This is a genomic window from Brevibacillus sp. IT-7CA2 (genome assembly GCF_949767855.1).
GTDB lineage: Bacteria > Bacillota > Bacilli > Brevibacillales > Brevibacillaceae > Brevibacillus.
The window spans coordinates 39,826-61,581 of sequence record NZ_CATKQT010000014.1; the positions used below are offsets into that span (position 1 = coordinate 39,826).

Sequence of the window (21,756 nt, forward strand, 5' to 3'; positions counted from 1 at the left end):
GAAAGGAGGAACTGACATGCCGAAAGTAGCTCTTTATAACCAAAGCGGTTCTCAAGTTGGCGAAATCGATCTGGCAGACAGCGTATTTGGGATTGAGCCTAACAGCGCAGTTCTGTACGATGCGATCGTGATGCAACAAGCATCCCAACGCCAAGGTACACATGATGTAAAGAACCGTTCTGAAGTACGTGGTGGTGGCCGCAAGCCATGGCGCCAAAAAGGTACAGGACGTGCACGCCAAGGTTCCATTCGCTCTCCGCAATGGAAAGGTGGCGGTGTTGTATTCGGTCCAACTCCGCGCAAATACGGTTACAAACTGAACCGTAAAGTTCGCCGTTTGGCACTGAAATCCGCACTCTCCGCAAAAGTACAAAGCAATGAAATTTTGGTTTTGGAAGCTCTGAACATTGCAGCTCCTAAAACGAAAGAAATGACAGTTGTTCTGAACAACTTGAAAGCAGATCGCAAAGTTCTGATCGTTACTTCCGAGTACGACCAAAACGTAGCTCTTGCTTCCCGCAATATTCCAGGTGCAAAAATCGTAGATGCTGCTGGCATTAACGTTCTTGATCTGGTAGCGCATGACAAAGTAATCGTGACGAAAGAAGCGATTGCGAAAGTAGAGGAGGTGCTCGCCTAATGAAGAGCCTTCATGATGTCCTTAAACGCCCTGTCATTACCGAGCGCACCACTGATATGATGGCTGAGAAAAAGTACGTATTCGAAGTACCTCTCAAAGCCAACAAGACAGAAATCAAACAAGCAGTTGAAAAAGTATTTGGCGTAAAAGTAGAAGCAGTTAACACAGTTCGTGTACCTGCTAAACCAAAACGCTACGGAAAATACTCCGGTTACACATCCGAGTGGAAGAAAGCAATCGTTAAGCTGACTGATGACAGCAAAGAATTGGCCTTCTACGAGGGAGTATAACCTCGACGACTACCGAAAAGGAGGGTATTAACATGGGTATCAAAAAGTTTAAACCGACTTCTCCTGGTCGTCGCCAAATGACGGTTTCTACTTTCGAGGAGATCACCACGTCGACTCCCGAAAAATCCTTGTTGGCGCCTCTCAGCAAAAAAGCTGGTCGCAACAACCAAGGTAGAATTACCGTTCGTCATCAAGGTGGCGGTCACAAACGTAAATACCGTATTATCGACTTCAAACGTAACAAAGATGGTATCATTGGTCGCGTAGCAACCATTGAATACGATCCAAACCGTTCCGCTAACATCGCGCTGATCAACTATGCAGACGGTGAAAAGCGTTACATTATCGCTCCACAAAACCTGAAAGTGGGCGACCAGATTGTATCCGGAGCAGATGCCGACATCAAAATCGGTAACGCACTGCCAATGGAGAAAATCCCGGTAGGTACTACCATCCACAACATCGAGCTGAAACCTGGTAAAGGTGGCCAATTGGTTCGCGCAGCTGGTACTTCTGCTCAATTGCTTGGTCGTGATGGTGAATTCGTAATCGTTCGCCTGTCTTCCGGTGAAACTCGCCGCATTCATAACGTATGCCGCGCTACCATCGGTCAAGTAGGTAACCAAGATCACGAATTGCTGAACATCGGTAAAGCAGGACGTTCCCGCTGGTTGGGTATTCGCCCGACAGTTCGCGGTAGCGTAATGAACCCTAACGATCACCCACACGGTGGTGGTGAAGGTCGCGCTCCAATCGGTCGTAAGGCTCCTGTTACTCCTTGGGGTAAACCAACCCTGGGTCTCAAGACTCGTAAGAAGAAGAACAAGTCCGACCAGTACATCATCCGCCGCCGTAAAAAGTAAGGTAGGCTGATACTATAACCGAACGCCTATGGCGAAGGGAGGTTCACTAATGGGACGTAGCTTAAAAAAGGGTCCTTTCGTGGATGACCACTTGATGAAAAAAGTTGACGAGCAAAATGAAAAGAACGAGAAACGCGTGATCAAAACATGGTCTCGCCGTTCCACCATCTTTCCTGATTTCGTAGGACACACGTTTGCAGTTTACGATGGCCGCAAACATGTACCTGTATACGTATCGGAAGACATGGTTGGTCATAAATTGGGTGAATTCGCACCAACTCGTACCTTCAAGGGTCACGTCGACAACGACAAGAAGTCCAAGAAGCGCTAATTTTCTCTTGACAGAGAGGAGGTACAAAGATGGAAGCAAAAGCAGTTGCACGCAATATTCGCATCGCGTCTCGTAAAGTCCGCCTGGTGGTTGACTTGATCAGAGGCAAGCAAGTAGGTGAAGCTTTGGCGATCTTGAAACATACGCCTAAAGCATCTTCTCCGGTTGTTGAAAAGCTCCTGAAATCGGCTATTGCAAACGCTGAGCACAACTACGAGCTGGATCCAAACAGCCTGGTAGTGAGCAAAATCTTCGTAGACCAAGGTCCTACGTTGAAGCGTTTCCGTCCGCGCGCTATGGGTCGCGCTAGCCGCATCCATAAACGCACGAGCCACATCACAGTGGTACTAAACGAGAAATAAGGAGGGATTACGTGTGGGTCAAAAGGTAAGCCCGGTAGGTCTTCGGATCGGTGTCATTCGTGACTGGGAGTCCAAATGGTACGCTGACAAGGACTTCGCAACTCTGTTGCACGAAGACTTGAAAATCCGTAAGTATGTAAAAGGGCGTCTGAAGGATGCTGCTGTATCCACGATCGAAATCGAACGCGCAGCTAATCGCGTGAACGTTACGATTCACACCGCTAAGCCTGGTATGGTAATTGGTAAAGGTGGTTCAGAGGTTGAAACTCTGCGCAAAACTTTGACCGAACTGACTGGCAAACGCGTTCATATCAACATCAACGAAGTAAAACGTCCGGATCTGGATGCTACTCTTGTAGCTGAAAATATTGCACGCCAATTGGAAAACCGCATTTCTTTCCGCCGTGCGCAAAAGCAATCGATTACTCGTTCGCTGCGCTCTGGTGCTAAAGGTATCAAAACCTTGGTAAGCGGTCGTCTTGGCGGCGCGGACATCGCACGTTCTGAAGGTTACAGCGAAGGTACTGTTCCGCTTCACACATTGCGCGCTGACATCGACTACGGTACTGCTGAAGCACATACCACTTATGGTCGCATCGGTGTTAAAGTGTGGATCTATCGTGGAGAAGTCCTTCCAGCGAGAAAGAACGTCGCTACTGAGGAAGGAGGCAAGTAATCATGTTGACGCCAAAACGCGTGAAACACCGTAAACAACACCGCGGGAAAATGGCAGGTAACGCAAAAGGCGGTACTACTGTTGCGTTCGGTGAATACGGATTGCAAGCAATGGAGCCATCTTGGGTAACTAATCGTCAGATCGAGGCAGCTCGTATCGCGATGACTCGTTACATTAAACGTGGTGGTAAAGTTTGGATCAAAATTTTCCCAGACAAACCAGTAACACAAAAACCGCTCGAAGTACGGATGGGTTCCGGTAAAGGTTCTCCTGAGAAATGGGTAGCGGTAGTGAAGCCAGGCAAGATCATGTTTGAACTTGCTGGTGTTCCTGAAGAAGTCGCTCGCGAAGCTATGCGTCTGGCTATGCACAAACTGCCTATCAAGTGCAAGTTCGTGAAGCGTGAAGAAGTGGGTGGTGACGCACATGAAGGCTAATGAGTACCGTAATTTGACCACTGCCGAGCTCGAACAAAACGTTACTTCTTTGAAAGAAGAGTTGTTCAACCTTCGTTTCCAGTTGGCAACGGGTCAACTCGAAACCACATCTCGTATCAAACAAGTGCGTAAGGATATTGCTCGTGCGAAAACCGTCCTGCGCCAGAGAGAATTGGGAATCGGCTAATTATAGGAAGGAGGTTTGAACGATGACCGCAGATCGCAATATGCGTCGAACCGTTGTAGGTCGCGTCGTTTCCGACAAGATGGATAAAACCATTGTTGTTCTTGTTGAAACTTACAAGACACACCCATTGTACGGTAAACGCATGAAATTCTCCAAAAAGTTCAAGGCTCACGATGAGAACAACGCAGCAAAAGTTGGCGACATCGTAGAAATCATGGAAACTCGTCCATTGTCTAAAGACAAGCGTTTCCGTATGGTACGTATCGTTGAAGAGGCAGTAATCGTATAAGTCAGATTTTCGGATAGATAAATCCGAAAGGAGGAACAGTAAATGATCCAAACTCAAACGAGATTGGCTGTTGCTGACAACTCCGGTGCTAAGGAACTCATGTGCATCAAGGTTCTGGGTGGTTCCGGTCGCAAAACGGCGAACATCGGGGATGTTATCGTGTGCTCCGTAAAATCCGCTACACCCGGCGGCGTTGTCAAGAAAGGTCAAGTAGTTAAAGCGGTTGTAGTACGCACAGCAAGTGGCGTTCGTCGTAACGATGGTTCTTACATCAAGTTCGATGAGAATGCAGCTGTAGTTATCAAAGACGATCAATCCCCTCGTGGAACTCGTATCTTTGGACCTGTGGCTCGTGAGCTCCGCGACAAGGATTTCATGAAGATCATCTCTCTGGCTCCAGAGGTTATCTAATTGAACGGCAAAACTCAGGCAGTTTGTTCGATAGGAGGTGCACCAAGCGATGCACGTTAAAAAAGGCGACACTGTTATCGTAAATGCGGGCAAAGATAAAGGCAAAAAAGGTCGCGTTCTCGCTGCTTATCCAAAGAAAGAACGCGTTCTGGTTGAAGGTATCAACCTCGTGAAGAAACATAGCCGTCCGTCCCAAGCTAACCCGCAAGGTGGCATTGTGACTCAAGAAGCAGCTATTCACGTATCCAACGTGTCTTTGATCGATCCGAAGTCCGGAAAAGCTACTCGCATCGGTTACAAAGTTTTGGATAACGGCAAGAAAGTTCGGTACGCGAAAAAGTCTGGCGAAGTACTCGACAAGTAGTCAGGTTGGAAAGGAGGATATCCTAGATGGCAACAAGATTGAAAGAAAAGTATACGAGCGAAATCGTGCCTGGTTTGATGAGCAAGTTCAACTACACTTCCATCATGCAAGTGCCGAAAGTAGAAAAGATCATCATCAATATGGGTGTTGGCGAAGCGGTAGCGAACGCTAAGTCCTTGGATACTGCAATTGAAGACCTGCAAATCATCGCTGGTCAAAAGCCTGTAGTAACAAAGGCTAAGAAATCCATCGCGGGTTTCAAATTGCGTGAAGGTATGCCGATCGGTGCGAAGGTTACTCTGCGCGGCGAGCGTATGTACCACTTCCTCGACAAATTGATGAACGTATCTCTCCCGCGTGTTCGTGACTTCCGTGGAATTTCTTCCAAGGCTTTTGACGGTCGCGGTAACTACACACTTGGTCTGAAGGAACAACTGATCTTCCCTGAGATCGAGTACGATAAAATTGATAAAGTTCGTGGTATGGACATCGTTATTGTTACTTCCGCGAAAACGGATGAGGAAGCTCGTGAGTTGCTGACTCAAATGGGTATGCCATTCCGTAAATAAACCCACTCGTAAGGAGGGAAGAATGTGGCAAAGAAATCAATGATCATCAAGCAACAGCGGGAGCCGAAGTTTGCAGTACGCGCGTACACTCGTTGCGAGCGTTGCGGACGTCCTCACTCCGTATTGCGTAAATTCAAACTCTGCCGTATTTGCTTCCGTGAACTTGCTTATAAAGGTCAAATTCCAGGCGTGAAAAAAGCAAGCTGGTAATTTGAAACGGGAAGGAGGTTTTCTCTCATGGTTATGACTGATCCAATCGCAGATATGTTGACACGAATTCGTAACGCCAACATGGTTCGCCACGAGAAAGTGGAAATCCCGGCGTCCACCATCAAGAAGGAAATCGCGCGCATTCTGAAAGAAGAAGGCTTCATCCGCGATGCGGAGTTTGTTGAAGACAACAAACAAGGAATCATCCGCGTATTCCTGAAATATGGTGCGAGCAACGAGCGCGTCATCACAGGTCTGAAACGTATCTCCAAGCCAGGACTTCGTGTTTATGCAAAGAACAATGAAGTACCTAAGGTTTTGGGTGGTCTCGGTTGCGCGATCATCTCTACATCCACTGGTGTAATGACTGACAAGCAAGCTCGTCAAGCACACGTTGGTGGAGAAGTTCTCGCATACATTTGGTAATTAACAGATTGTAAATAGCACAGGAGGTGCACCACATGTCTCGTGTCGGTAGAAAACCGATCGTGGTCCCTGCAGGCGTTACCCTCACTCTGAACGGTACTGAGCTGACGGTAAAAGGCCCTAAGGGTCAACTCGTTCGTAGCTTCCATGAAGATATCAAAATCAACATCGCTGAAAACGAAGTAGTAGTAGAGCGTCCAAGCGATAACAAACTTCACCGTTCCCTGCATGGTACGACTCGTGCGCTGGTTGCCAACATGGTAAATGGCGTATCTGAAGGCTTCACTCGTACCCTGGAATTGGTCGGTGTAGGTTACCGTGCTGCCAAAACTGGCAACGGCGTTACTCTCTCTCTTGGTTTCTCCCACCCAGTGGAAGTTACTCCAGAAGAGGGTATCGAAATCGACGTACCTAACCAAACGACTCTGATTGTTAAAGGTATCAACAAAGAGCGTGTAGGCCAAGTTGCTGCTGAGATTCGTTCCCTGCGCAAACCTGAGCCTTACAAAGGTAAAGGTATTCGTTACAACAACGAAGTGGTTCGTCGTAAAGAAGGTAAAAAAGGTAAATAAGCTTCTAGCTTCATGAGAAAGGAGGCCGCTTAATGTTTACGAAAGCTGATAAAAACAAAGCTCGGAAAAAACGTCATCTGCGAATCCGCAAACGCGTGATTGGTTCAACCATTCGCCCGCGTCTGAACGTATTCCGTTCTTCTAAGCACATCTACGCTCAATTGATCGACGATGCAACAGGAGCAACATTGGTATCTGCATCTTCTTTGGATAAAGAGCTGGGCCTGAATAATGGCGCTAACGTGGAAGCTGCTACAGCTGTTGGCACACTGATCGCTAAGCGTGCACAAGAAAAAGGTGCGACTGAAGTGATTTTTGACCGCGGTGGTTACATCTATCATGGACGTATTAAAGCACTGGCAGAAGCAGCTCGTGAAGCTGGTCTGCAATTCTAACAACAAGGAGGGTAAGGAATGCGTATCGACCCTAGCAAATTAGAGCTCGAAGAAAAAGTAGTCGCAGTTAACCGTGTAGCAAAAACGGTTAAAGGTGGACGTCGCATGAGCTTCAGCGCCTTGGTTGTTGTGGGAGACCGTAACGGCCACGTAGGTGCTGGTATGGGTAAAGCTCAAGAAGTTCCAGACGCTATTCGCAAAGCGATTGACGATGCTAAGAAAAAATTGATTCGTGTACCGATGAGAGGGACAACTGTTCCACACCAAGTACTGTGCCAATTTGGCGCAGGTAAGGTTCTCATCAAGCCTGCTGCCCCTGGTACAGGAGTTATCGCTGGTGGACCTGTTCGTGCCGTACTCGAACTGGCTGGTGTAGGCGATATTTTGAGTAAGTCTCTTGGTTCCAACAATCCTATCAACATGGTCAACGCTACGCTGGAAGGCCTCGGCCGTCTGAAAACAGCGGAAGATGTCGCGAAATTGCGCGGTAAGACTGTTGACGAGTTGTTGGGTTAATAAGGAGGGAATGAAAATGGCAAAATTGCAAATCACCCTCAAACGCAGCTTGATTGGTCGCACTGTTGACCAACAAGACACTGTAAAAGCTCTGGGTCTTCGCAAAATCAACTCCACTGTAGTGAAGGAAGATAACGCTGCAATCCGTGGAATGGTTTTCAAAGTGAAGCACTTGGTTGAAGTGAAAGAAGTAGAAGCTTAATTGAACATCTCAATTAGTTAGGAGGTGCAACGTATGAAATTGCATGAACTGCAACCTGCAGAAGGATCCCGTCACACTCGTAAGCGCATCGGTCGCGGTATTGGTAGCGGTACTGGCAAAACTGCTGGTAAAGGTCACAAAGGTCAAAACGCTCGTTCTGGTGGCGGTGTTCGCCCTGGTTTCGAGGGTGGTCAAAACCCATTGTACCGTCGTCTGCCTAAGCGTGGTTTCACTAACATCAGCCGCAAAGAATTTGCGATTGTTAGCTTGGACGCGCTGAACCGTTTCGAAGAGGGCACTGTAGTAACACCTGAACTGTTGAAAGAAACTGGTGTTATCAGTGCGCTGCGCGATGGTGTTAAGGTTCTTGCTAACGGTGAACTGACTGTGAAGCTGACTGTAAAAGCTCACAAGTTCTCCGGAGCTGCTGCTGAGAAGATCGCTCAAGTCGGTGGAACAACCGAGGTGATCTAATGTTAGCGTCCTTAACTAACATTTTTAAGATTAGCGACTTGCGTAGTAAGATCCTTTTTACGCTCATGATGCTGGTTGTTTTCCGTATCGGAAGCTATGTGCCAGTTCCTAACGTAAACGTCGAGTTGTTTCAGCAGAACACAAACCAATTACTGGGCTTGTTGAACACCTTCTCAGGTGGAGCACTGCATAACTTCTCGATTTTTGCCATGGGTATCATGCCGTACATTACGGCATCGATTATCATGCAGCTGATGTCCATGGATGTTGTGCCTAAGCTTACGCAATGGGCTCGTGAAGGGGAAGTTGGCCGTCGCAAGATTGCCACTGTTACCCGTTACGCTACAATTATCCTTGGTTTGATTCAGTCTGTAGGGATGACGATTGGATTCAACAATATGGCGCCTGGTTTGCTAAACGACACGTCGGTTAGCAGCTATGCACTCATTGCGTTGACTTTGACAGCTGGGACCGCATTCATGATGTGGATGGGGGAGCAGATTACGGAGAAGGGTATCGGTAACGGGATTTCGATCCTGATCGTTGCCGGGATCGTTGCTGGACTGCCTAATGCAGCTACGACGATTTACACCACGATGTTTGGTGACCCATCTGTAAACATCTTTTTCAGCATCGTCAAAGTTCTGCTTATCCTATTGGTGGTCCTCGCCATTATTGTCGGGGTTATCTTTATGCAGCAAGGTCTTCGTAAGATTCCAGTGCAATATGCGAAACGAGTGGTTGGACGCAAAATGTACGGTGGTCAATCTACCCACATTCCGTTGAAAATCAACTCTGCTGGTGTTATTCCTGTTATCTTTGCGGTATCGCTGGTAATGTTCCCGTCAACGCTTGCTCAGTTCTGGGTGGATGCATCCGGACAAGGATTTGCTAACTGGATTTATCAGAACTTCCAAGTCAACCAACCATTAGGAATGACGCTCTACGCTATCTTGATTCTCGGATTCACCTACTTCTACACATTCGTACAGATCAACCCTGTACAAATGGCAGAAAACATGAGAAAAAATGGTGGTTACATTCCTGGTATCCGACCTGGTAAAAACACTGAGGTATTCATTACTCGTACATTAAACCGGTTAACATTGGCGGGCGCTTTGTTCTTGATGCTGATTGCGATTTTGCCATTCTTCTTCGGTAGTATTGCAAACTTGCCGCAATCCATTTACATCGGCGGTACATCGCTGTTGATCGTGGTTGGGGTATGCTTGGATACAATGAAGCAGATTGAAAGTCAGATGATCAAACGCCACTACCAAGGGTTTATCAAGTAATGACTTAGATGTTTACAGAAAAGCTTCTGTAGCTTTTTTGATGGGACGGAGGGAATGGACGTGAATATAATTCTGATGGGACTGCCTGGAGCCGGTAAAGGGACACAGGCAGAACGTATCGTAAAAGAGTTTGACATCCCGCACATTTCGACTGGCGACATGTTCCGAGCTGCGGTCAAAAACGAAACGCCGCTCGGACTAGAGGCTAAATCCTACATGGATAAAGGTCATCTCGTCCCAGACGAGGTCGTCATTGGTATTGTGCGGGAGCGCCTTTCGATGGATGACTGCGAAAAGGGATTCCTCTTAGATGGTTTTCCGCGCACAGTTCCTCAGGCGGAAGCGTTGACAGCTACAGTAAAAGAGCTGGGACGCGAAATTGACCATGTAATTAACATCAACGTTCAACGCGAGCAATTGATTGAACGTCTGACCGGTCGCTGGATCTGCCCTGTTTGCGGTGCTAGCTATCACACGATGTTCAATCCTCCAAAAGAGGCTGGCGTATGTGATAAAGATGGTGGTAAGCTGTATCAGCGTGATGACGACAAGATCGAAGTGGTAACACAACGCCTTGACGTAAATATCGCTCAAACACAGCCACTTATCGACTACTACTCCGCACAGGAACTTCTGCGAGATATCGATGGAGAACAAGATATCCAGGTAGTGTTTGCGGAAATTAAGTCTTTGTTGCGAGGGTAATTGCGAATGATTATCCTAAAGTCGAAAGCAGAACTTGAGGTTATGCGCGAAGCTGGTCGTATCGTCGCACTCACCCATCAAGAACTGGCCAAGGCGATCAAGCCTGGTGTCACGACGAAGCAGCTAGACGAAATTGCCGAGACCTTTATTCGAAGCATGGGAGCAATTCCATCGTTTAAAGGCTATGGTGGCTTTCCAGGAAGTATCTGTGCTTCAGTCAATGAAGAACTCGTACACGGGATCCCAGGTAAACGGGCGTTGCAAGAAGGAGACATTATCAGTATCGACATTGGTGCCCAGTTTCAGGGTTACCATGGCGACTCCGCTTGGACGTATCCGGTCGGTAAGATTTCAGCAGAAAACCAGAATCTGCTCAGAGTAACGGAAGAGTCGTTGTACAAGGGGCTTGAAAAAGCTGTACCGGGTGGACGCTTATCCGATATCTCTCATGGGATTCAGGTTCATGCAGAAGCTGCCGGCTTCACACTCGTTCGCGAGTATGTGGGGCATGGGATCGGGCAAAACTTGCACGAAGATCCGCAGGTTCCTAACTACGGGCCTCCTGATCGAGGACCGCGGTTAAAACCAGGCATGGTGTTGGCAATTGAGCCAATGGTAAATGCCGGCGAACGTTATGTCCGCACATTGGAGGACAATTGGACGGTAGTAACAGTGGATCGGAAAACTTGTGCTCATTTTGAACACACCATCGCGATTACGGAAGATGGCTATGAGATTTTTACACGGACATAAAAACGGTAGTTCCGAATGGTTCGGGATTGTCGTCCAACGTGTCGACGATAAGTTCGTTGTGTGATCATTTCGCAAAACTCATGGGCCGACTGAAGAGCAGAAGAAAGGAGAGTTTACCATGGCAAAAGATGATGTAATTGAGGTGGAAGGTACGGTAATCGAACCTTTGCCAAATGCTATGTTTCGAGTAGAATTAGAGAATGGACATAAAGTCCTTGCTCACGTCTCTGGAAAAATCCGCATGCACTTTATCCGTATCCTGCCGGGGGATAAAGTAACTGTTGAACTGTCGCCGTACGACTTAACCCGCGGACGTATTACGTACCGCTATAAATAGTAAGCAAAACCCCTAGAAAAGGGAGGCAAGAACCATGAAAGTGAGACCTTCGGTTAAACCGATCTGCGAGAAATGCAAGGTTATCCGTCGCAAAGGTAACGTAATGGTTATTTGTGAAAATCCGAAGCATAAGCAAAAACAAGGGTAAACAAGGAGGTGCTTTTGACACATGGCACGTATTGCAGGCGTAGACTTGCCGCGCGAAAAACGCGTTGAAGTTGCTCTTACCTACATTTTTGGTATTGGCCGCCCCACGTCTCAAAAAGTTCTGTCCGCCACTGGCGTAGACGCTAACACTCGTGTTCGCGATCTGACAGAAGACGAAGTAAACAAACTTCGTGAGTACATCGACAAAACTGTGAAGGTGGAAGGTGACCTCCGTCGTGAGATCTCCCTCAACATCAAGCGTCTGATGGAAATCGGTTGCTTCCGTGGCATCCGTCATCGTCGTGGACTTCCAGTTCGCGGTCAACGTTCTAAAACAAATGCTCGTACGCGTAAAGGTCCACGCCGTACAGTAGCAAACAAGAAGAAGTAAAGGAGGGTAATCTGACATGGCGAAAAGAAAACAAGCTACAGCAACTCGTACCCGTCGTCGTGACCGTAAGAATGTTGAAGTCGGCGTAGCACACATCCGCTCAACTTTCAACAATACGATCGTCACTATCACGGATCCACACGGTAACGCGATCTCTTGGTCCAGTGCTGGTTCCCTCGGCTTCAAAGGCTCCCGCAAAAGCACGCCATTTGCTGCGCAAATGGCTGCTGAAGCGGCTGCACGCGTTGCTATGGAACACGGTATGCGTTCCCTTGAAGTATCAGTAAAAGGCCCAGGTGCTGGTCGTGAAGCTGCGATCCGTTCCCTGCAAGCAACTGGTCTTGAAGTGAACATGATTAAAGACGTGACGCCAATTCCGCACAACGGTTGCCGTCCACCAAAACGTCGCCGCGTGTAACTGGTTTATATCGTTCAGAACATGTCCATACTAGAATGGTAAATTCTGATTTATAGCTTGTCATGCACGCAAACGGTAAACCGCCGGGGAAATTCCTGAGTGGGCACGTATGCGGCCCACCCAAGGATTTCGACGTTTTGAAGGAGGGTTTGTTTAATGATAGAAATAGAAAAACCAAAAATCGAGGTTGTGGAAGTTAGCGACGACAACTCGTATGGAAAGTTTGTTGTAGAACCTCTAGAGCGCGGATACGGAACTACCCTTGGCAACTCGCTGAGACGAATTCTTCTTTCGTCCTTGCCAGGCGCGGCAGTTCGTACTGTTCAAATCGATGGGGTTCTTCACGAATTCTCCACGATTGAAGGCGTCGTTGAAGATGTAACCGAGATCATCCTGAACATCAAAGGCTTGGCGCTGAAGATCCATTCCGATGAAGAAAAAGTAATCGAGATCGATGCAGAAGGCGAAGGCGTTGTCAAAGCGGGAGATATCCGTGCTGACAGTGATGTGGAGGTCTTAAACCCTGATCTTCATATTGCAACGTTGGCCAATGGCGGTCGTCTGCATATCCGCATGACAGCTGGACGTGGTCGTGGTTATGTTCAATCTGACGGAAACAAATCTGAGGATCTGCCTATTGGTGTGATTCCGATTGATTCGATCTACACGCCTATCAAGCGCGTTAACTATCAAGTGGAAAATACCCGTGTAGGGCAAATGACCAACTATGATAAGTTGACACTTGAGGTTTGGACTAACGGTAGCATCAGTCCGGAAGAAGCCGTAAGTCTCGGCGCTAAAATCATGACGGAGCACCTGAACCTGTTTGTCGGTCTGACTGACGAGGCGAAGGATGCAGAAATCATGGTAGAGAAGGAAGAGGACAAGAAAGAGAAAGTCTTGGAGATGACTATCGAAGAGCTTGACCTTTCTGTTCGTTCCTACAACTGCTTGAAGCGTGCCGGTATTAATACCGTGCAAGAGCTGACGCAGAAGACCGAAGAGGACATGATGAAAGTACGCAATCTGGGGCGCAAATCTCTTGAAGAAGTTCAAGAAAAGTTAGCTGAGCTGGGCCTGTCCCTGCGCAGCGACGACTAGAATAGCAAACCAAGAAGCAAACTTTTGTTCTCTCGATTAAGAGGGAGGTAAACCACATGGCACAACGTAAATTGGGTCGTCGTAGCTCAGCTCGTAAAGCGCTGTTCCGCGACTTGGTAACAGACCTGATCATCAACGAGCGCATCGAAACTACAGAGATGAAGGCGAAAGAACTGCGCCCAATCGCTGAAAAAATGATCACGCTCGCGAAACGTGGCGATCTGCATGCTCGCCGTCAAGTTGCTGCTTTCGTTCGCAAAGAAGTTGCGAATACTGAAGGCCGCGATGCTGTTCAAAAACTGTTCGATGAAATCGCACCTCGCTTCAAAGAGCGCAACGGTGGATACACTCGTATCCTGAAAACCGGCCCTCGCCGTGGCGACGCTGCTCCAATGGCGTACATCGAATTCGTTTAATACATGTAAGCTGGTCGTTTACTCAGGTTTTAAGCCTGGTAGATTACCGCGAAAAGGGTGGGGGCAGATCTGGTCATAGGCTGGACTCTGATTCAACCCTTTTTTCCTTTCTCATCGAAATCCTGCTAGTCAGTTCCCTGTGAAGGCTGGGGAGGTTGTGAATGCCTCATGAATGAAGATAACCTGCTGGCATTGCGAGATGTTTCTTATATCTACGATGGTGAGGATGGCCAACGGGTTCCGGTATTACAAGGTGTTGACCTTACCATTCAAAAAGGTTCCTTTGTATCCGTACTGGGTCACAACGGTTCCGGCAAATCAACGATGGCAAAGCTGATGAATGCCCTGTTGCTTCCAGAAGGCGGCACAGTACTTATCGGTGGAATGGATACGAAAGATGGGGAGCAGCTTTGGGAAATTCGACGACATGTGGGCATGGTCTTTCAGAACCCGGACAATCAGATTGTTGGGGCTACAGTGGAAGATGATGTCGCCTTTGGCCTAGAAAACATGGGTGTGGACCCCAAAGAGATGCGAGATCGTATTGATGAGGCGCTCGTTTCTGTAGGGATGGAGTCTTATTTACAGGCACAACCACATCGTCTGTCTGGAGGTCAAAAGCAACGAGTGGCGATCGCAGGGATTATGGCGATGCGTCCTTCTGTCATCATCTTGGATGAAGCGACAGCGATGCTTGATCCACAAGGGAGAATGGAAGTGCTGAATCTGGCTCGTCAACTGAACCGTGACGAGGGACTCACGATCATTAACATTACCCATTTTCCGGAAGAAGCCATCTATTCGGATAAGGTCATCGTCATGAATGCGGGTGAAGTCCTGATGGAAGGTAAGCCGAGTGAAGTGTTTAATGAGGTAGATCGATTGAAACAGGTGGGGCTGGATGTGCCATTTGCCGTTCGACTGCGACACGCACTTCATTCCAAAGGGATTGATATACCGTTTGTCCTGCATCAAGAGGAGCTGGTGGAGCACGTATGCAAATTACTTTTGACCAAGTAAGCCATATCTACGCAAAGGGAACACCGTTCGAAAGAGTTGCCTTACACAATATTTCGCTGACGATTCCATCCGGTTCGTTTGTCGGAATTATTGGCCACACGGGCTCGGGTAAGTCAACGCTGATTCAGCACTTGAACGGGTTGCTGATGCCTAGTACAGGGCAGATTACCCTGGGTGATGCGGTCATTACTCCAAAGCGGCGATTACCCCATGCTCAAAGGCGCGCTATTGGGCTCGTCTTTCAATATCCTGAACATCAGTTGTTTGAAGAAACGGTTGCGAAGGATGTTGCTTTTGGACCGCTCAATTTTGACTTGCCAACGGAAATGGTGGAAGCGCGCGTAAAGGAGTCCCTTGAAATTGTCGGTCTGGATTATGCCACGATCAAGGATCGTTCGCCGTTTCATTTGAGTGGCGGGCAAATGCGACGTGTTGCTTTGGCTGGTGTTCTTGCCATGCAGCCCAAGGTTCTGGTATTGGATGAACCAACTGCGGGTCTTGATCCTGCGGGACGAGTAACGATTCTGGAAGGGATCTACCGGATTCATCGGGAACAAAACCTCACGACACTATTGGTAACGCACAGCATGGAAGAGGCAGCCCGCTACGCAGACTATTTGCTTGTGATGGCACAAGGTCAAGTAGCTTTGCAGGGGAAGCCGGAGGAAGTATTCATGCAAGTGGATCGTCTCCGAGAGCTGTCATTGGATGTACCGGAAACGGTGGCTCTCGTAGCGCAAATGAATCAAATGCTGCCGGACAAGGCTAGTCTGCCGAGCTCCCTTTATCGGGAGGAAGAGCTGATTGCCCATCTGCTGGAACGACTGTCCGTACCAAAGGAGGGCTAGGCATGCTGCAGAATATCGCAATTGGTCAATACGTACCAGGGCAATCTTTTTTACATCGTGCAGATCCGCGAAGCAAGCTTCTCTTCATCATCCTTTTTGCTACCTTGATTTTTCTGGCTAACAATACGGTAACATACGCCATACTCATTGGTTTTACCTTGTATGCTGCACTTCTTTCTAGGCTTTCATTGTCCTATATATTAAACAGCTTAAAGCCAGTCTGGATCCTGATTTTATTTACCGTCGTCTTGCATATTTTTATCACGAAAGGCGGAACGGTCTACTTTCAGTGGGGATGGTTTACAGTAGAAGAACAAGGAGTTCGCCAGGCGATCTTCATTTCTTTGCGCTTGGGACTTTTGATTCTCATTAGTTCCTTGCTCACACTGACCACCTCTCCAATCGATTTGACGGAAGGTTTGGAGCGTTTACTAGGACCACTAGGGAAGATCGGCATACCGGTTCATGATATAGCCCTGATGATGTCAATTGCACTCCGGTTCATTCCGACCCTGATGGAAGAAACGGATAAAATCATCAAGGCACAGACTGCCAGAGGAGCCAATTTCACCAGTGGAAGTCTCGTACGCAGAGCCAAGAACCTGATTCCGATCGCTATCCCATTGTTCGTTAGTGCGTTTCGGCGTGCTGAAGAGCTGGCTTTGGCGATGGAAGCTCGTGGCTATCGTGGGGGAGTGGGGAGAACGCGGCTAAATAAGCTGACGTTCACTTGGCGTGATGGAATCGTAGCTGTTGTGAGTGTGATCTTGGTAATCGTGATTGGATGGTGGCGTACATGAAGAGACTGCGATGTGTATTGGCATATGACGGAACTGACTTCAGCGGTTTTCAGGTACAGCCAGATCAAGTAACGGTCCAGGGTGAAATTGAAGCCGCATTGAATCGGGTTACCGGAGAGGATATCCAAGTTTTCGGTTCAGGCCGGACAGATGCGGGTGTTCATGCACGCGGTCAAGTGATTCACTTTGACACGTCGAGTAACATTCCGATGGATAAATGGCGGTTTGTGTTGAACAATCAGTTGCCGGATTCTATTGTCATTCGGACAGTCGAAGAGGTCGATGCCTCTTTTCATGCGCGTTTTGACGTGCAAGTAAAAGAATATCGATATTGCATCGACAATAATCCAGTGGCAGATGTATTTCGACATCGTTACGCCGACCATATCCGGTTTCCGTTAGATGTGGACGCGATGCAGCAGGCTGCTCATTATTTGGTGGGTGAATATGATTTTACTTCCTTTTGCTCGGCAAAGACATTCGTCGAGGACAAGGTTCGGACTGTGTACGGGCTCACCGTGGAAAAAAACGGAGACGAGGTATGGGTGACATGCCGAGGCAACGGTTTTTTGTACAACATGGTTCGAATTATTGTGGGGACTTTGGTTGAAGTAGGGCAAGGAAAAAGAAATCCTGCTGAACTGAGGGAAATCCTCGCCGCATGCGATCGGGAAAAGGCAGGGAAGACAGCACCAGCCAAGGGTCTGACCATGTGGGAAGTTGTCTACTAGTTCTCTGATTTCCAACTATTAGACGAACGAGCAGCACTTGACTATAGGGCGTCTATGTAGTACGATATTCCTTGGTATTTTAACCCCGCCTAGCCCCACTCTAGCCCCGGGATTGAAAAACAAGATCGTGATTACATGGAACACCTGGAAGAGTTGCTCACCCGTAACAGCAATTATCTTCCATTGCAAGTTTCGGTTGTTTTGGTTATAAGTGTGTTAGGTAAGATATTTAGGAGGGACAAAAATGCGTACCACATATATGGCGAAACCGCTCGAAGTTGAGCGCAAATGGTACATCGTTGACGCTGAAGGCCAAACGCTGGGTCGTCTGGCGAGCGAAGTAGCTTCAATCCTGCGCGGAAAATTGAAACCAGAATTCACTCCTCACGTTGACGCTGGCGATTTCGTAATCGTACTCAACGCTGACAAAGTGAAATTGACTGGTAACAAACTGAATGACAAAATTTACTACACTCACTCCCTGTATCCAGGTGGTTTGAAAAAGACCACTGCTGGCGCAATGCTGAACAAGAGACCAGATCGTATGTTCGAACTGGCGGTAAAAGGCATGCTGCCTAAAAACAGCCTGGGACGTCAAATGTTCACCAAGCTGAAAGTATACGCTGGAACTGAGCATCCACACGCAGCACAAAAACCAGAAGTTTGGCAAATTCGCGGTTAAGGTAAAGGGAGGAAATATACGTGGCACAAGTACAATACTACGGTACAGGTCGTCGTAAGCACTCCGTAGCACGCGTTCGCCTGGTTCCAGGTGAAGGTCGCATTGTGATCAACAAGCGTGAAATGGATACTTACTTTGGTTTGGAAACACTGAAATTGATCGTAAAACAACCACTCGTTCTGACTGAAACTCTTGGTCGTTACGATGTATTGGTTAACGTAAACGGCGGTGGAACCACTGGTCAAGCTGGTGCAATCCGTCACGGCGTTGCTCGCGCTCTGCTGAAAGCAGATCCGGAACTGCGCGGCGCTCTGAAACGCGCTGGCTTCCTGACTCGCGACCCTCGTATGAAAGAGCGTAAGAAATACGGCTTGAAAGCAGCTCGTCGCGCACCTCAATTCTCCAAGCGCTAATTGCTGTTCGATACAACCCCTTGTCTGTTCGCAGGCAGGGGGTTTTTCCTTTTCATAAACGGGTATATTTGTCCATGTTTGTCCATATGATGGAACGAGAATGGGACAAAGGGGACGATACACTGTGACACGAAAAGGAGTAGGCTGGATATTGGCTTTTGCGGTACTTATGCTGTTGTTCACCTACGAAGCGCCTGATCGCTCTTCCTGGCAGGCATGGTCGCTGCCATTGACGGGAACGGTCATAGCCATTGACCCTGGGCATGGGGGTTTAGACGGCGGTGCCGTTTCCAAAGCCGGGGATGTGGTTGAGAAAGAAGTGACTTTGGCCATTAGCATGTACTTGCGGGATTTCCTTCAGCAGTCAGGAGCGTTTGTAGTTATGACGAGGGAGGAAGACAAGGATTTGGCGAGTCCAGATGCGGCGCAGGCACGCAAACGAAAATCTGAGGATATTCGAAACCGAGTAAGGCTGGTCAATGATAGTACACCGGATTTTTTGGTCAGCATACACGTTAATTCCATCCCTTCTCCGAAATGGTCGGGAGCACAGACTTTTTATTCCCCTAGCTTCAAAAAGAGCGCAGAAGTTTCTTATTTGATACAAGATGAGATCAAACGGGTGATCGGTCATACAGATCGGGTACCGAGTAAGACGAACAATGTGTTCTTGATTCGGGAGGTTAACTGCCCGGCCGTTTTGGTAGAAGTAGGCTTTGTAAGTAATACGGAGGAGGCAAAGCGACTTCAGAGCGTTGAATATCAAAAGGCTATGGCGAATGCCATTTATCAGGGGATCTTGCGTCAGTATTCGGGAGAAAAAGCGCCAATTACACCTTAAGAGGGTGGTGGTCGTGTCCCAACCGCCCGAATATGCTATAATGAACGCGCATACGCTGTCGTTATACCAGCATGAAAATGTTTGAAAAGATCATAGATGAGGTGAACCAGAATGTTGACCAGAGAACAGGTTCTCGAAGCACTACGCGATGTAAAAGACCCTGAAATTAATCGTAGCTTGGTCGAGCTCAACATGATTCGGGATATCCATATTGAAGGCAAGAAAGTAAGCCTCACGGTCGTTCTGACGATTTCGGGCTGTCCACTCAAAGCCAAGATCGAGGACGATGTTATCGCAGCTGTGAAAGCGCTAGGAGCCGAAGAAGTACGCCTGCAATTCGGTTCGATGACAGACGAGGAACGTGCGGCTCTGTCTGCCCAGCTTCGCAAGAACCAAGGTGGACAAACACATAACATGACACCGGGACAGGCTCCCCTCTTGAACCCGATCTTGGCGAAGGATTCGAATACGACCTTTATCGCGGTCACTTCCGGAAAAGGTGGCGTCGGAAAATCGACGGTGACAGTGAACCTGGCCGTTGCGCTTGCGCGTTTAGGAAAAAAAGTGGGTATTATCGACGCAGACATTTACGGCTTTAGTGTGCCCGATATGATGAATATTGAACAACGTCCAACTGTGATTGGTGAAACCATTCTGCCTGTTGAAAAGCAAAACGTAAAGGTTATGTCCATGGGCTTTTTTGTGGAGGACAACTCTCCGATCATTTGGCGTGGCCCTATGTTGGGTAAAATGCTGCGTAACTTTTTCACGGAAGTACACTGGGGCGAAGAAATGGACTATCTCTTGCTGGACTTGCCTCCAGGAACGGGTGATATGGCCCTCGACGTGCACACCATGATTCCTCAAAGCATGGAGATTGTGGTAACGACTCCTCATGCTACTGCAGCGTTTGTAGCAGCTCGCGCAGGCGCTATGGCAAAGCGGACCGGTCATGAAATCCTCGGTATTGTGGAAAACATGGCGTGGTACGAAGCAAAGGATGGTTCGAAAGAGTACGTATTCGGGCGTGGTGGAGGAGCTAAGCTTGCCGAGACATTGACATGTGAGCTGCTCGCTCAAATTCCGCTGGGCCAACCGGATAATCATCCGTCTGAACCTGATTATTCCCCATCCATCTATGGAGAAAAGACGGAAATTGGTCAGCTTTACATCGATATGGCTAAACGCGTCATAGAAAAATGCGGGGAAGCTGTCAAACAATAATATCCAAGAAGATGAAAAAGGTGGGCTCTGCAATAGAGCTCACCTTTGCTTTTTAGGAAGAAGGGTTGCCGCCACCACCACCGCCGCCGGAACTTCCTCCACCTTCTTTTCCCTTTCCTTTTTTCTTCGGCTTCAGTTCCTTTGGTTTTGTCATGTCCTCGGATACTTTGGTCATGATCTTCATGAGTTCAGCCTGGAATAAAGGACTTTGCAAGGATTCCTTCATCACTTGCATGGTTTGTTGTCGATAAGCAGAGCTTTTCATCAGGTCCATCAAATTTTTCTCAAACTCAGGGTCTTTCATTACGCTTATGAGCTCTTTTTGGTATTCAGGGTCCTTCATCAGGTCCTTCATTAACGTTTTTTGTTCGTTTTTCATGGATTTTGCCATAGCGCTTGCAAACTTAGGGTCTTTAAACGCTTCTTTGATGTGCGTGCTATTGGGATTCGTCATGCTTTGAATCAAAGTTGTCCGCACTGTCGACTCGTCAAGCACCAGGTTTTGCTTAAACTTTTCATCCTTCATCATCTTACTTACAGATTGCTTAGCTTCGTCCGTCTGCAATATGTCCAGCACCATGTCTTTGACGTTTTTATAATCAGGCTGAGACGAACTTTGTGCTTGTCCGCTACCCCCGCAACTGGTCAGCACCAGACAGACAAGAGCGGTTAACCAAAAAGACATCGTCTTTTTTCTCATGGGGTGGACACCTCCTTCTTTACTCTGCCTACAAGTAACGTGTGCATTTTGTTTTGTTCTTACGCTAGTATTTTCTTGTATCCATTGGTACAATCATATTCGATGTGGATGGGAGGGAATACTTGGTGAGTTTGCGTAAGTATGGCTGGCTTTTTATTACCACGCTCTTGCTTGGGGGATTAGGTGGGATCCTGGTTGCCCTTATTTTTGATATGGACAAGTTGCTCGTGGGAAGCACCGGTAACTTTTTTGTCGGCTTGTTCATGTATCTACTGTATGGAATGACCATTAGTATTGTGGCTCAGATGGGTTTTTTTGCGTATATGACGATTAATTATTTCGCTAAAACGATATTTAAAACGGCTTCCCTGTGGAAAAGCGTCCAAGTATTTCTTATTTTGTTTGTCTTTTTCGATATGATTTATCTTCGCTATACGTCCTTCGGTGAAGGAAAAGGATTTGGCACGTACTTTATTGAGCCAATGCTATTATTGATTGTCGCTATTGTTACCGCATATGGAAAAGTGAGTCTGACCAATAAATCTGCATGGATACCGACGACCTTCTTTATGTTTGTCGTTACGGCACTGGAATGGATTCCAGCATTGAAGGAAGATAATGTGCGTGCCACTCTGTCCATGCTCGTCCCATTATTGTTTTGTAACGTCTGGCAAGTCATGCAATTGCACCGTTTGGTAAAAAGAGAAAGCTGACCCAATG

General features: G+C 47.7%; 38 protein-coding genes. 37 read left to right on the top strand and 1 reads right to left on the bottom strand.

Going from position 1 to position 21,756, the window contains the following annotated elements; translation table 11 throughout:
- Positions 1-16: 16 nt before the first annotated feature.
- The 36 genes from rplD to ACM6JA_RS11575 all read left to right on the top strand — a co-directional run bounded on the left by rplD (position 17) and on the right by ACM6JA_RS11575 (position 20,336).
- Positions 17-640 carry a 50S ribosomal protein L4 gene (rplD, locus tag ACM6JA_RS11400; protein WP_007716242.1) on the top strand — a complete coding sequence of 208 codons (624 nt, stop codon included), beginning with the start codon at positions 17-19 and terminating at the stop codon, positions 638-640.
- The gene (rplW, locus tag ACM6JA_RS11405) at positions 640-930 is read left to right on the top strand and encodes a 50S ribosomal protein L23 (protein WP_007716243.1); all 291 of its coding nucleotides are present in this window, start codon (positions 640-642) and stop codon (positions 928-930) included. Before rplD ends, rplW begins: the two co-directional genes overlap by 1 nt.
- A 32-nt stretch (positions 931-962) precedes the next feature.
- Positions 963-1,793 (top strand): 50S ribosomal protein L2, encoded by an 831-nt coding sequence (gene rplB, locus ACM6JA_RS11410; protein ID WP_007716245.1) that lies wholly within the window; start codon positions 963-965, stop codon positions 1,791-1,793.
- Between the two features lie 49 nt (positions 1,794-1,842).
- On the top strand, positions 1,843-2,124 hold the full coding sequence (rpsS, locus tag ACM6JA_RS11415) for a 30S ribosomal protein S19 (protein ID WP_007716246.1): 282 nt from the start codon (positions 1,843-1,845) through the stop codon (positions 2,122-2,124).
- A gap of 29 nt (positions 2,125-2,153) precedes the next feature.
- Positions 2,154-2,486: a 50S ribosomal protein L22 gene (rplV, locus tag ACM6JA_RS11420; protein WP_007716247.1), complete on the top strand. Its 333-nt coding sequence runs from the start codon at positions 2,154-2,156 to the stop codon at positions 2,484-2,486.
- A gap of 13 nt (positions 2,487-2,499) precedes the next feature.
- Entirely contained in the window at positions 2,500-3,162 is a 663-nt protein-coding gene (rpsC, locus tag ACM6JA_RS11425; protein WP_007716248.1) for a 30S ribosomal protein S3, read from the top strand.
- Positions 3,163-3,164: 2 nt separating this feature from the next.
- Positions 3,165-3,599, top strand: a complete 435-nt coding sequence (gene rplP / locus ACM6JA_RS11430) for a 50S ribosomal protein L16 (protein WP_007716249.1) — start codon at positions 3,165-3,167, stop codon at positions 3,597-3,599.
- Positions 3,589-3,786 (top strand): 50S ribosomal protein L29, encoded by a 198-nt coding sequence (rpmC, locus tag ACM6JA_RS11435; RefSeq protein WP_007716250.1) that lies wholly within the window; start codon positions 3,589-3,591, stop codon positions 3,784-3,786. The genes rplP and rpmC overlap by 11 nt, the downstream gene beginning before the upstream one ends.
- A gap of 22 nt (positions 3,787-3,808) precedes the next feature.
- On the top strand, positions 3,809-4,075 hold the full coding sequence (gene rpsQ, locus ACM6JA_RS11440) for a 30S ribosomal protein S17 (RefSeq protein ID WP_007716251.1): 267 nt from the start codon (positions 3,809-3,811) through the stop codon (positions 4,073-4,075).
- Between the two features lie 42 nt (positions 4,076-4,117).
- Positions 4,118-4,486 carry a 50S ribosomal protein L14 gene (rplN, locus tag ACM6JA_RS11445; protein ID WP_017247050.1) on the top strand — a complete coding sequence of 123 codons (369 nt, stop codon included), beginning with the start codon at positions 4,118-4,120 and terminating at the stop codon, positions 4,484-4,486.
- A gap of 49 nt (positions 4,487-4,535) precedes the next feature.
- Complete coding sequence (gene rplX / locus ACM6JA_RS11450; protein ID WP_007716253.1) at positions 4,536-4,850, top strand: 50S ribosomal protein L24; 315 nt, start codon at positions 4,536-4,538, stop codon at positions 4,848-4,850.
- A gap of 26 nt (positions 4,851-4,876) precedes the next feature.
- On the top strand, positions 4,877-5,419 hold the full coding sequence (gene rplE / locus ACM6JA_RS11455) for a 50S ribosomal protein L5 (RefSeq protein ID WP_007716254.1): 543 nt from the start codon (positions 4,877-4,879) through the stop codon (positions 5,417-5,419).
- A 24-nt stretch (positions 5,420-5,443) separates the two neighbouring features.
- Positions 5,444-5,629 (top strand): type Z 30S ribosomal protein S14, encoded by a 186-nt coding sequence (locus ACM6JA_RS11460; protein ID WP_007716256.1) that lies wholly within the window; start codon positions 5,444-5,446, stop codon positions 5,627-5,629.
- Positions 5,630-5,656: 27 nt separating this feature from the next.
- The gene (gene rpsH / locus ACM6JA_RS11465; protein WP_007716262.1) at positions 5,657-6,055 is read left to right on the top strand and encodes a 30S ribosomal protein S8; all 399 of its coding nucleotides are present in this window, start codon (positions 5,657-5,659) and stop codon (positions 6,053-6,055) included.
- Positions 6,056-6,090: 35 nt separating this feature from the next.
- Complete coding sequence (gene rplF / locus ACM6JA_RS11470) at positions 6,091-6,627, top strand: 50S ribosomal protein L6 (RefSeq protein ID WP_007716264.1); 537 nt, start codon at positions 6,091-6,093, stop codon at positions 6,625-6,627.
- 32 nt (positions 6,628-6,659) lie between these two features.
- A complete protein-coding gene (gene rplR / locus ACM6JA_RS11475) occupies positions 6,660-7,022 on the top strand; it encodes a 50S ribosomal protein L18 (protein ID WP_007716266.1) in 363 nt (120 codons plus the stop codon).
- Positions 7,023-7,040: 18 nt separating this feature from the next.
- Positions 7,041-7,538, top strand: a complete 498-nt coding sequence (gene rpsE / locus ACM6JA_RS11480) for a 30S ribosomal protein S5 (protein WP_007716268.1) — start codon at positions 7,041-7,043, stop codon at positions 7,536-7,538.
- Positions 7,539-7,554: 16 nt separating this feature from the next.
- Positions 7,555-7,740, top strand: coding sequence for a 50S ribosomal protein L30 (rpmD, locus tag ACM6JA_RS11485; protein ID WP_007716270.1), 186 nt, complete (start codon positions 7,555-7,557; stop codon positions 7,738-7,740).
- A 33-nt stretch (positions 7,741-7,773) separates the two neighbouring features.
- Positions 7,774-8,214, top strand: coding sequence for a 50S ribosomal protein L15 (rplO, locus tag ACM6JA_RS11490; protein WP_007716272.1), 441 nt, complete (start codon positions 7,774-7,776; stop codon positions 8,212-8,214).
- A complete protein-coding gene (gene secY, locus ACM6JA_RS11495) occupies positions 8,214-9,509 on the top strand; it encodes a preprotein translocase subunit SecY (RefSeq protein WP_414852388.1) in 1,296 nt (431 codons plus the stop codon). The genes rplO and secY overlap by 1 nt, the downstream gene beginning before the upstream one ends.
- A gap of 60 nt (positions 9,510-9,569) precedes the next feature.
- The gene (locus ACM6JA_RS11500; protein WP_007716278.1) at positions 9,570-10,214 is read left to right on the top strand and encodes an adenylate kinase; all 645 of its coding nucleotides are present in this window, start codon (positions 9,570-9,572) and stop codon (positions 10,212-10,214) included.
- A gap of 6 nt (positions 10,215-10,220) precedes the next feature.
- Positions 10,221-10,967, top strand: coding sequence for a type I methionyl aminopeptidase (gene map / locus ACM6JA_RS11505; protein WP_414852389.1), 747 nt, complete (start codon positions 10,221-10,223; stop codon positions 10,965-10,967).
- A 118-nt stretch (positions 10,968-11,085) separates the two neighbouring features.
- Positions 11,086-11,304, top strand: a complete 219-nt coding sequence (gene infA, locus ACM6JA_RS11510; RefSeq protein ID WP_003333772.1) for a translation initiation factor IF-1 — start codon at positions 11,086-11,088, stop codon at positions 11,302-11,304.
- A 34-nt stretch (positions 11,305-11,338) separates the two neighbouring features.
- Positions 11,339-11,452, top strand: a complete 114-nt coding sequence (gene rpmJ / locus ACM6JA_RS11515) for a 50S ribosomal protein L36 (protein ID WP_003333770.1) — start codon at positions 11,339-11,341, stop codon at positions 11,450-11,452.
- 21 nt (positions 11,453-11,473) lie between these two features.
- On the top strand, positions 11,474-11,842 hold the full coding sequence (gene rpsM / locus ACM6JA_RS11520; RefSeq protein WP_007716287.1) for a 30S ribosomal protein S13: 369 nt from the start codon (positions 11,474-11,476) through the stop codon (positions 11,840-11,842).
- A 16-nt stretch (positions 11,843-11,858) separates the two neighbouring features.
- Positions 11,859-12,260, top strand: a complete 402-nt coding sequence (gene rpsK / locus ACM6JA_RS11525) for a 30S ribosomal protein S11 (protein WP_005828803.1) — start codon at positions 11,859-11,861, stop codon at positions 12,258-12,260.
- A 156-nt stretch (positions 12,261-12,416) separates the two neighbouring features.
- Positions 12,417-13,361: a DNA-directed RNA polymerase subunit alpha gene (locus tag ACM6JA_RS11530; RefSeq protein WP_017247057.1), complete on the top strand. Its 945-nt coding sequence runs from the start codon at positions 12,417-12,419 to the stop codon at positions 13,359-13,361.
- 56 nt (positions 13,362-13,417) lie between these two features.
- Positions 13,418-13,777 carry a 50S ribosomal protein L17 gene (gene rplQ, locus ACM6JA_RS11535; RefSeq protein ID WP_007716290.1) on the top strand — a complete coding sequence of 120 codons (360 nt, stop codon included), beginning with the start codon at positions 13,418-13,420 and terminating at the stop codon, positions 13,775-13,777.
- A 168-nt stretch (positions 13,778-13,945) separates the two neighbouring features.
- Complete coding sequence (locus tag ACM6JA_RS11540; RefSeq protein WP_087341497.1) at positions 13,946-14,797, top strand: energy-coupling factor transporter ATPase; 852 nt, start codon at positions 13,946-13,948, stop codon at positions 14,795-14,797.
- Positions 14,773-15,645 (top strand): energy-coupling factor transporter ATPase, encoded by an 873-nt coding sequence (locus ACM6JA_RS11545; protein WP_414852390.1) that lies wholly within the window; start codon positions 14,773-14,775, stop codon positions 15,643-15,645. The genes ACM6JA_RS11540 and ACM6JA_RS11545 overlap by 25 nt, the downstream gene beginning before the upstream one ends.
- 2 nt (positions 15,646-15,647) lie before the next feature.
- A complete protein-coding gene (locus ACM6JA_RS11550; RefSeq protein ID WP_414852391.1) occupies positions 15,648-16,445 on the top strand; it encodes an energy-coupling factor transporter transmembrane component T family protein in 798 nt (265 codons plus the stop codon).
- Positions 16,442-17,176 (top strand): tRNA pseudouridine(38-40) synthase TruA, encoded by a 735-nt coding sequence (truA, locus tag ACM6JA_RS11555; RefSeq protein WP_414852392.1) that lies wholly within the window; start codon positions 16,442-16,444, stop codon positions 17,174-17,176. Before ACM6JA_RS11550 ends, truA begins: the two co-directional genes overlap by 4 nt.
- A 244-nt stretch (positions 17,177-17,420) precedes the next feature.
- Positions 17,421-17,858, top strand: a complete 438-nt coding sequence (rplM, locus tag ACM6JA_RS11560; RefSeq protein ID WP_007716295.1) for a 50S ribosomal protein L13 — start codon at positions 17,421-17,423, stop codon at positions 17,856-17,858.
- 20 nt (positions 17,859-17,878) lie between these two features.
- Complete coding sequence (gene rpsI / locus ACM6JA_RS11565; RefSeq protein ID WP_005828788.1) at positions 17,879-18,271, top strand: 30S ribosomal protein S9; 393 nt, start codon at positions 17,879-17,881, stop codon at positions 18,269-18,271.
- A 124-nt stretch (positions 18,272-18,395) separates the two neighbouring features.
- The gene (cwlD, locus tag ACM6JA_RS11570; protein ID WP_414852393.1) at positions 18,396-19,112 is read left to right on the top strand and encodes an N-acetylmuramoyl-L-alanine amidase CwlD; all 717 of its coding nucleotides are present in this window, start codon (positions 18,396-18,398) and stop codon (positions 19,110-19,112) included.
- Positions 19,113-19,223: 111 nt separating this feature from the next.
- Complete coding sequence (locus ACM6JA_RS11575) at positions 19,224-20,336, top strand: Mrp/NBP35 family ATP-binding protein (protein ID WP_414852394.1); 1,113 nt, start codon at positions 19,224-19,226, stop codon at positions 20,334-20,336.
- Positions 20,337-20,388: 52 nt separating this feature from the next.
- On the opposite strand, the gene gerD is transcribed toward ACM6JA_RS11575, so the two are convergent.
- Positions 20,389-21,036, bottom strand: a complete 648-nt coding sequence (gene gerD / locus ACM6JA_RS11580; protein ID WP_414852395.1) for a spore germination lipoprotein GerD — start codon at positions 21,034-21,036, stop codon at positions 20,389-20,391.
- A gap of 125 nt (positions 21,037-21,161) precedes the next feature.
- On the opposite strand from gerD, the gene ACM6JA_RS11585 reads away from it, so the two are divergent.
- Positions 21,162-21,749 (top strand): KinB-signaling pathway activation protein, encoded by a 588-nt coding sequence (locus tag ACM6JA_RS11585; protein ID WP_414852396.1) that lies wholly within the window; start codon positions 21,162-21,164, stop codon positions 21,747-21,749.
- Positions 21,750-21,756 lie beyond the last annotated feature (7 nt).

Coding starts and splice junctions, on each gene's coding strand:
- rplD (WP_007716242.1), top strand. CDS start 17: ATGCCGAAAGTAGCTCTTTATAACCAAAGCGGTTCTCAAGTTGGCGAA.
- rplW (WP_007716243.1), top strand. CDS start 640: ATGAAGAGCCTTCATGATGTCCTTAAACGCCCTGTCATTACCGAGCGC.
- rplB (WP_007716245.1), top strand. CDS start 963: ATGGGTATCAAAAAGTTTAAACCGACTTCTCCTGGTCGTCGCCAAATG.
- rpsS (WP_007716246.1), top strand. CDS start 1,843: ATGGGACGTAGCTTAAAAAAGGGTCCTTTCGTGGATGACCACTTGATG.
- rplV (WP_007716247.1), top strand. CDS start 2,154: ATGGAAGCAAAAGCAGTTGCACGCAATATTCGCATCGCGTCTCGTAAA.
- rplP (WP_007716249.1), top strand. CDS start 3,165: ATGTTGACGCCAAAACGCGTGAAACACCGTAAACAACACCGCGGGAAA.
- rpmC (WP_007716250.1), top strand. CDS start 3,589: ATGAAGGCTAATGAGTACCGTAATTTGACCACTGCCGAGCTCGAACAA.
- rpsQ (WP_007716251.1), top strand. CDS start 3,809: ATGACCGCAGATCGCAATATGCGTCGAACCGTTGTAGGTCGCGTCGTT.
- rplN (WP_017247050.1), top strand. CDS start 4,118: ATGATCCAAACTCAAACGAGATTGGCTGTTGCTGACAACTCCGGTGCT.
- rplX (WP_007716253.1), top strand. CDS start 4,536: ATGCACGTTAAAAAAGGCGACACTGTTATCGTAAATGCGGGCAAAGAT.
- rplE (WP_007716254.1), top strand. CDS start 4,877: ATGGCAACAAGATTGAAAGAAAAGTATACGAGCGAAATCGTGCCTGGT.
- rpsH (WP_007716262.1), top strand. CDS start 5,657: ATGGTTATGACTGATCCAATCGCAGATATGTTGACACGAATTCGTAAC.
- rplF (WP_007716264.1), top strand. CDS start 6,091: ATGTCTCGTGTCGGTAGAAAACCGATCGTGGTCCCTGCAGGCGTTACC.
- rplR (WP_007716266.1), top strand. CDS start 6,660: ATGTTTACGAAAGCTGATAAAAACAAAGCTCGGAAAAAACGTCATCTG.
- rpsE (WP_007716268.1), top strand. CDS start 7,041: ATGCGTATCGACCCTAGCAAATTAGAGCTCGAAGAAAAAGTAGTCGCA.
- rpmD (WP_007716270.1), top strand. CDS start 7,555: ATGGCAAAATTGCAAATCACCCTCAAACGCAGCTTGATTGGTCGCACT.
- rplO (WP_007716272.1), top strand. CDS start 7,774: ATGAAATTGCATGAACTGCAACCTGCAGAAGGATCCCGTCACACTCGT.
- secY (WP_414852388.1), top strand. CDS start 8,214: ATGTTAGCGTCCTTAACTAACATTTTTAAGATTAGCGACTTGCGTAGT.
- map (WP_414852389.1), top strand. CDS start 10,221: ATGATTATCCTAAAGTCGAAAGCAGAACTTGAGGTTATGCGCGAAGCT.
- infA (WP_003333772.1), top strand. CDS start 11,086: ATGGCAAAAGATGATGTAATTGAGGTGGAAGGTACGGTAATCGAACCT.
- rpmJ (WP_003333770.1), top strand. CDS start 11,339: ATGAAAGTGAGACCTTCGGTTAAACCGATCTGCGAGAAATGCAAGGTT.
- rpsM (WP_007716287.1), top strand. CDS start 11,474: ATGGCACGTATTGCAGGCGTAGACTTGCCGCGCGAAAAACGCGTTGAA.
- rpsK (WP_005828803.1), top strand. CDS start 11,859: ATGGCGAAAAGAAAACAAGCTACAGCAACTCGTACCCGTCGTCGTGAC.
- ACM6JA_RS11530 (WP_017247057.1), top strand. CDS start 12,417: ATGATAGAAATAGAAAAACCAAAAATCGAGGTTGTGGAAGTTAGCGAC.
- rplQ (WP_007716290.1), top strand. CDS start 13,418: ATGGCACAACGTAAATTGGGTCGTCGTAGCTCAGCTCGTAAAGCGCTG.
- ACM6JA_RS11540 (WP_087341497.1), top strand. CDS start 13,946: ATGAATGAAGATAACCTGCTGGCATTGCGAGATGTTTCTTATATCTAC.
- ACM6JA_RS11545 (WP_414852390.1), top strand. CDS start 14,773: ATGCAAATTACTTTTGACCAAGTAAGCCATATCTACGCAAAGGGAACA.
- ACM6JA_RS11550 (WP_414852391.1), top strand. CDS start 15,648: ATGCTGCAGAATATCGCAATTGGTCAATACGTACCAGGGCAATCTTTT.
- truA (WP_414852392.1), top strand. CDS start 16,442: ATGAAGAGACTGCGATGTGTATTGGCATATGACGGAACTGACTTCAGC.
- rplM (WP_007716295.1), top strand. CDS start 17,421: ATGCGTACCACATATATGGCGAAACCGCTCGAAGTTGAGCGCAAATGG.
- ACM6JA_RS11575 (WP_414852394.1), top strand. CDS start 19,224: ATGTTGACCAGAGAACAGGTTCTCGAAGCACTACGCGATGTAAAAGAC.
- gerD (WP_414852395.1), bottom strand. CDS start 21,036: ATGAGAAAAAAGACGATGTCTTTTTGGTTAACCGCTCTTGTCTGTCTG.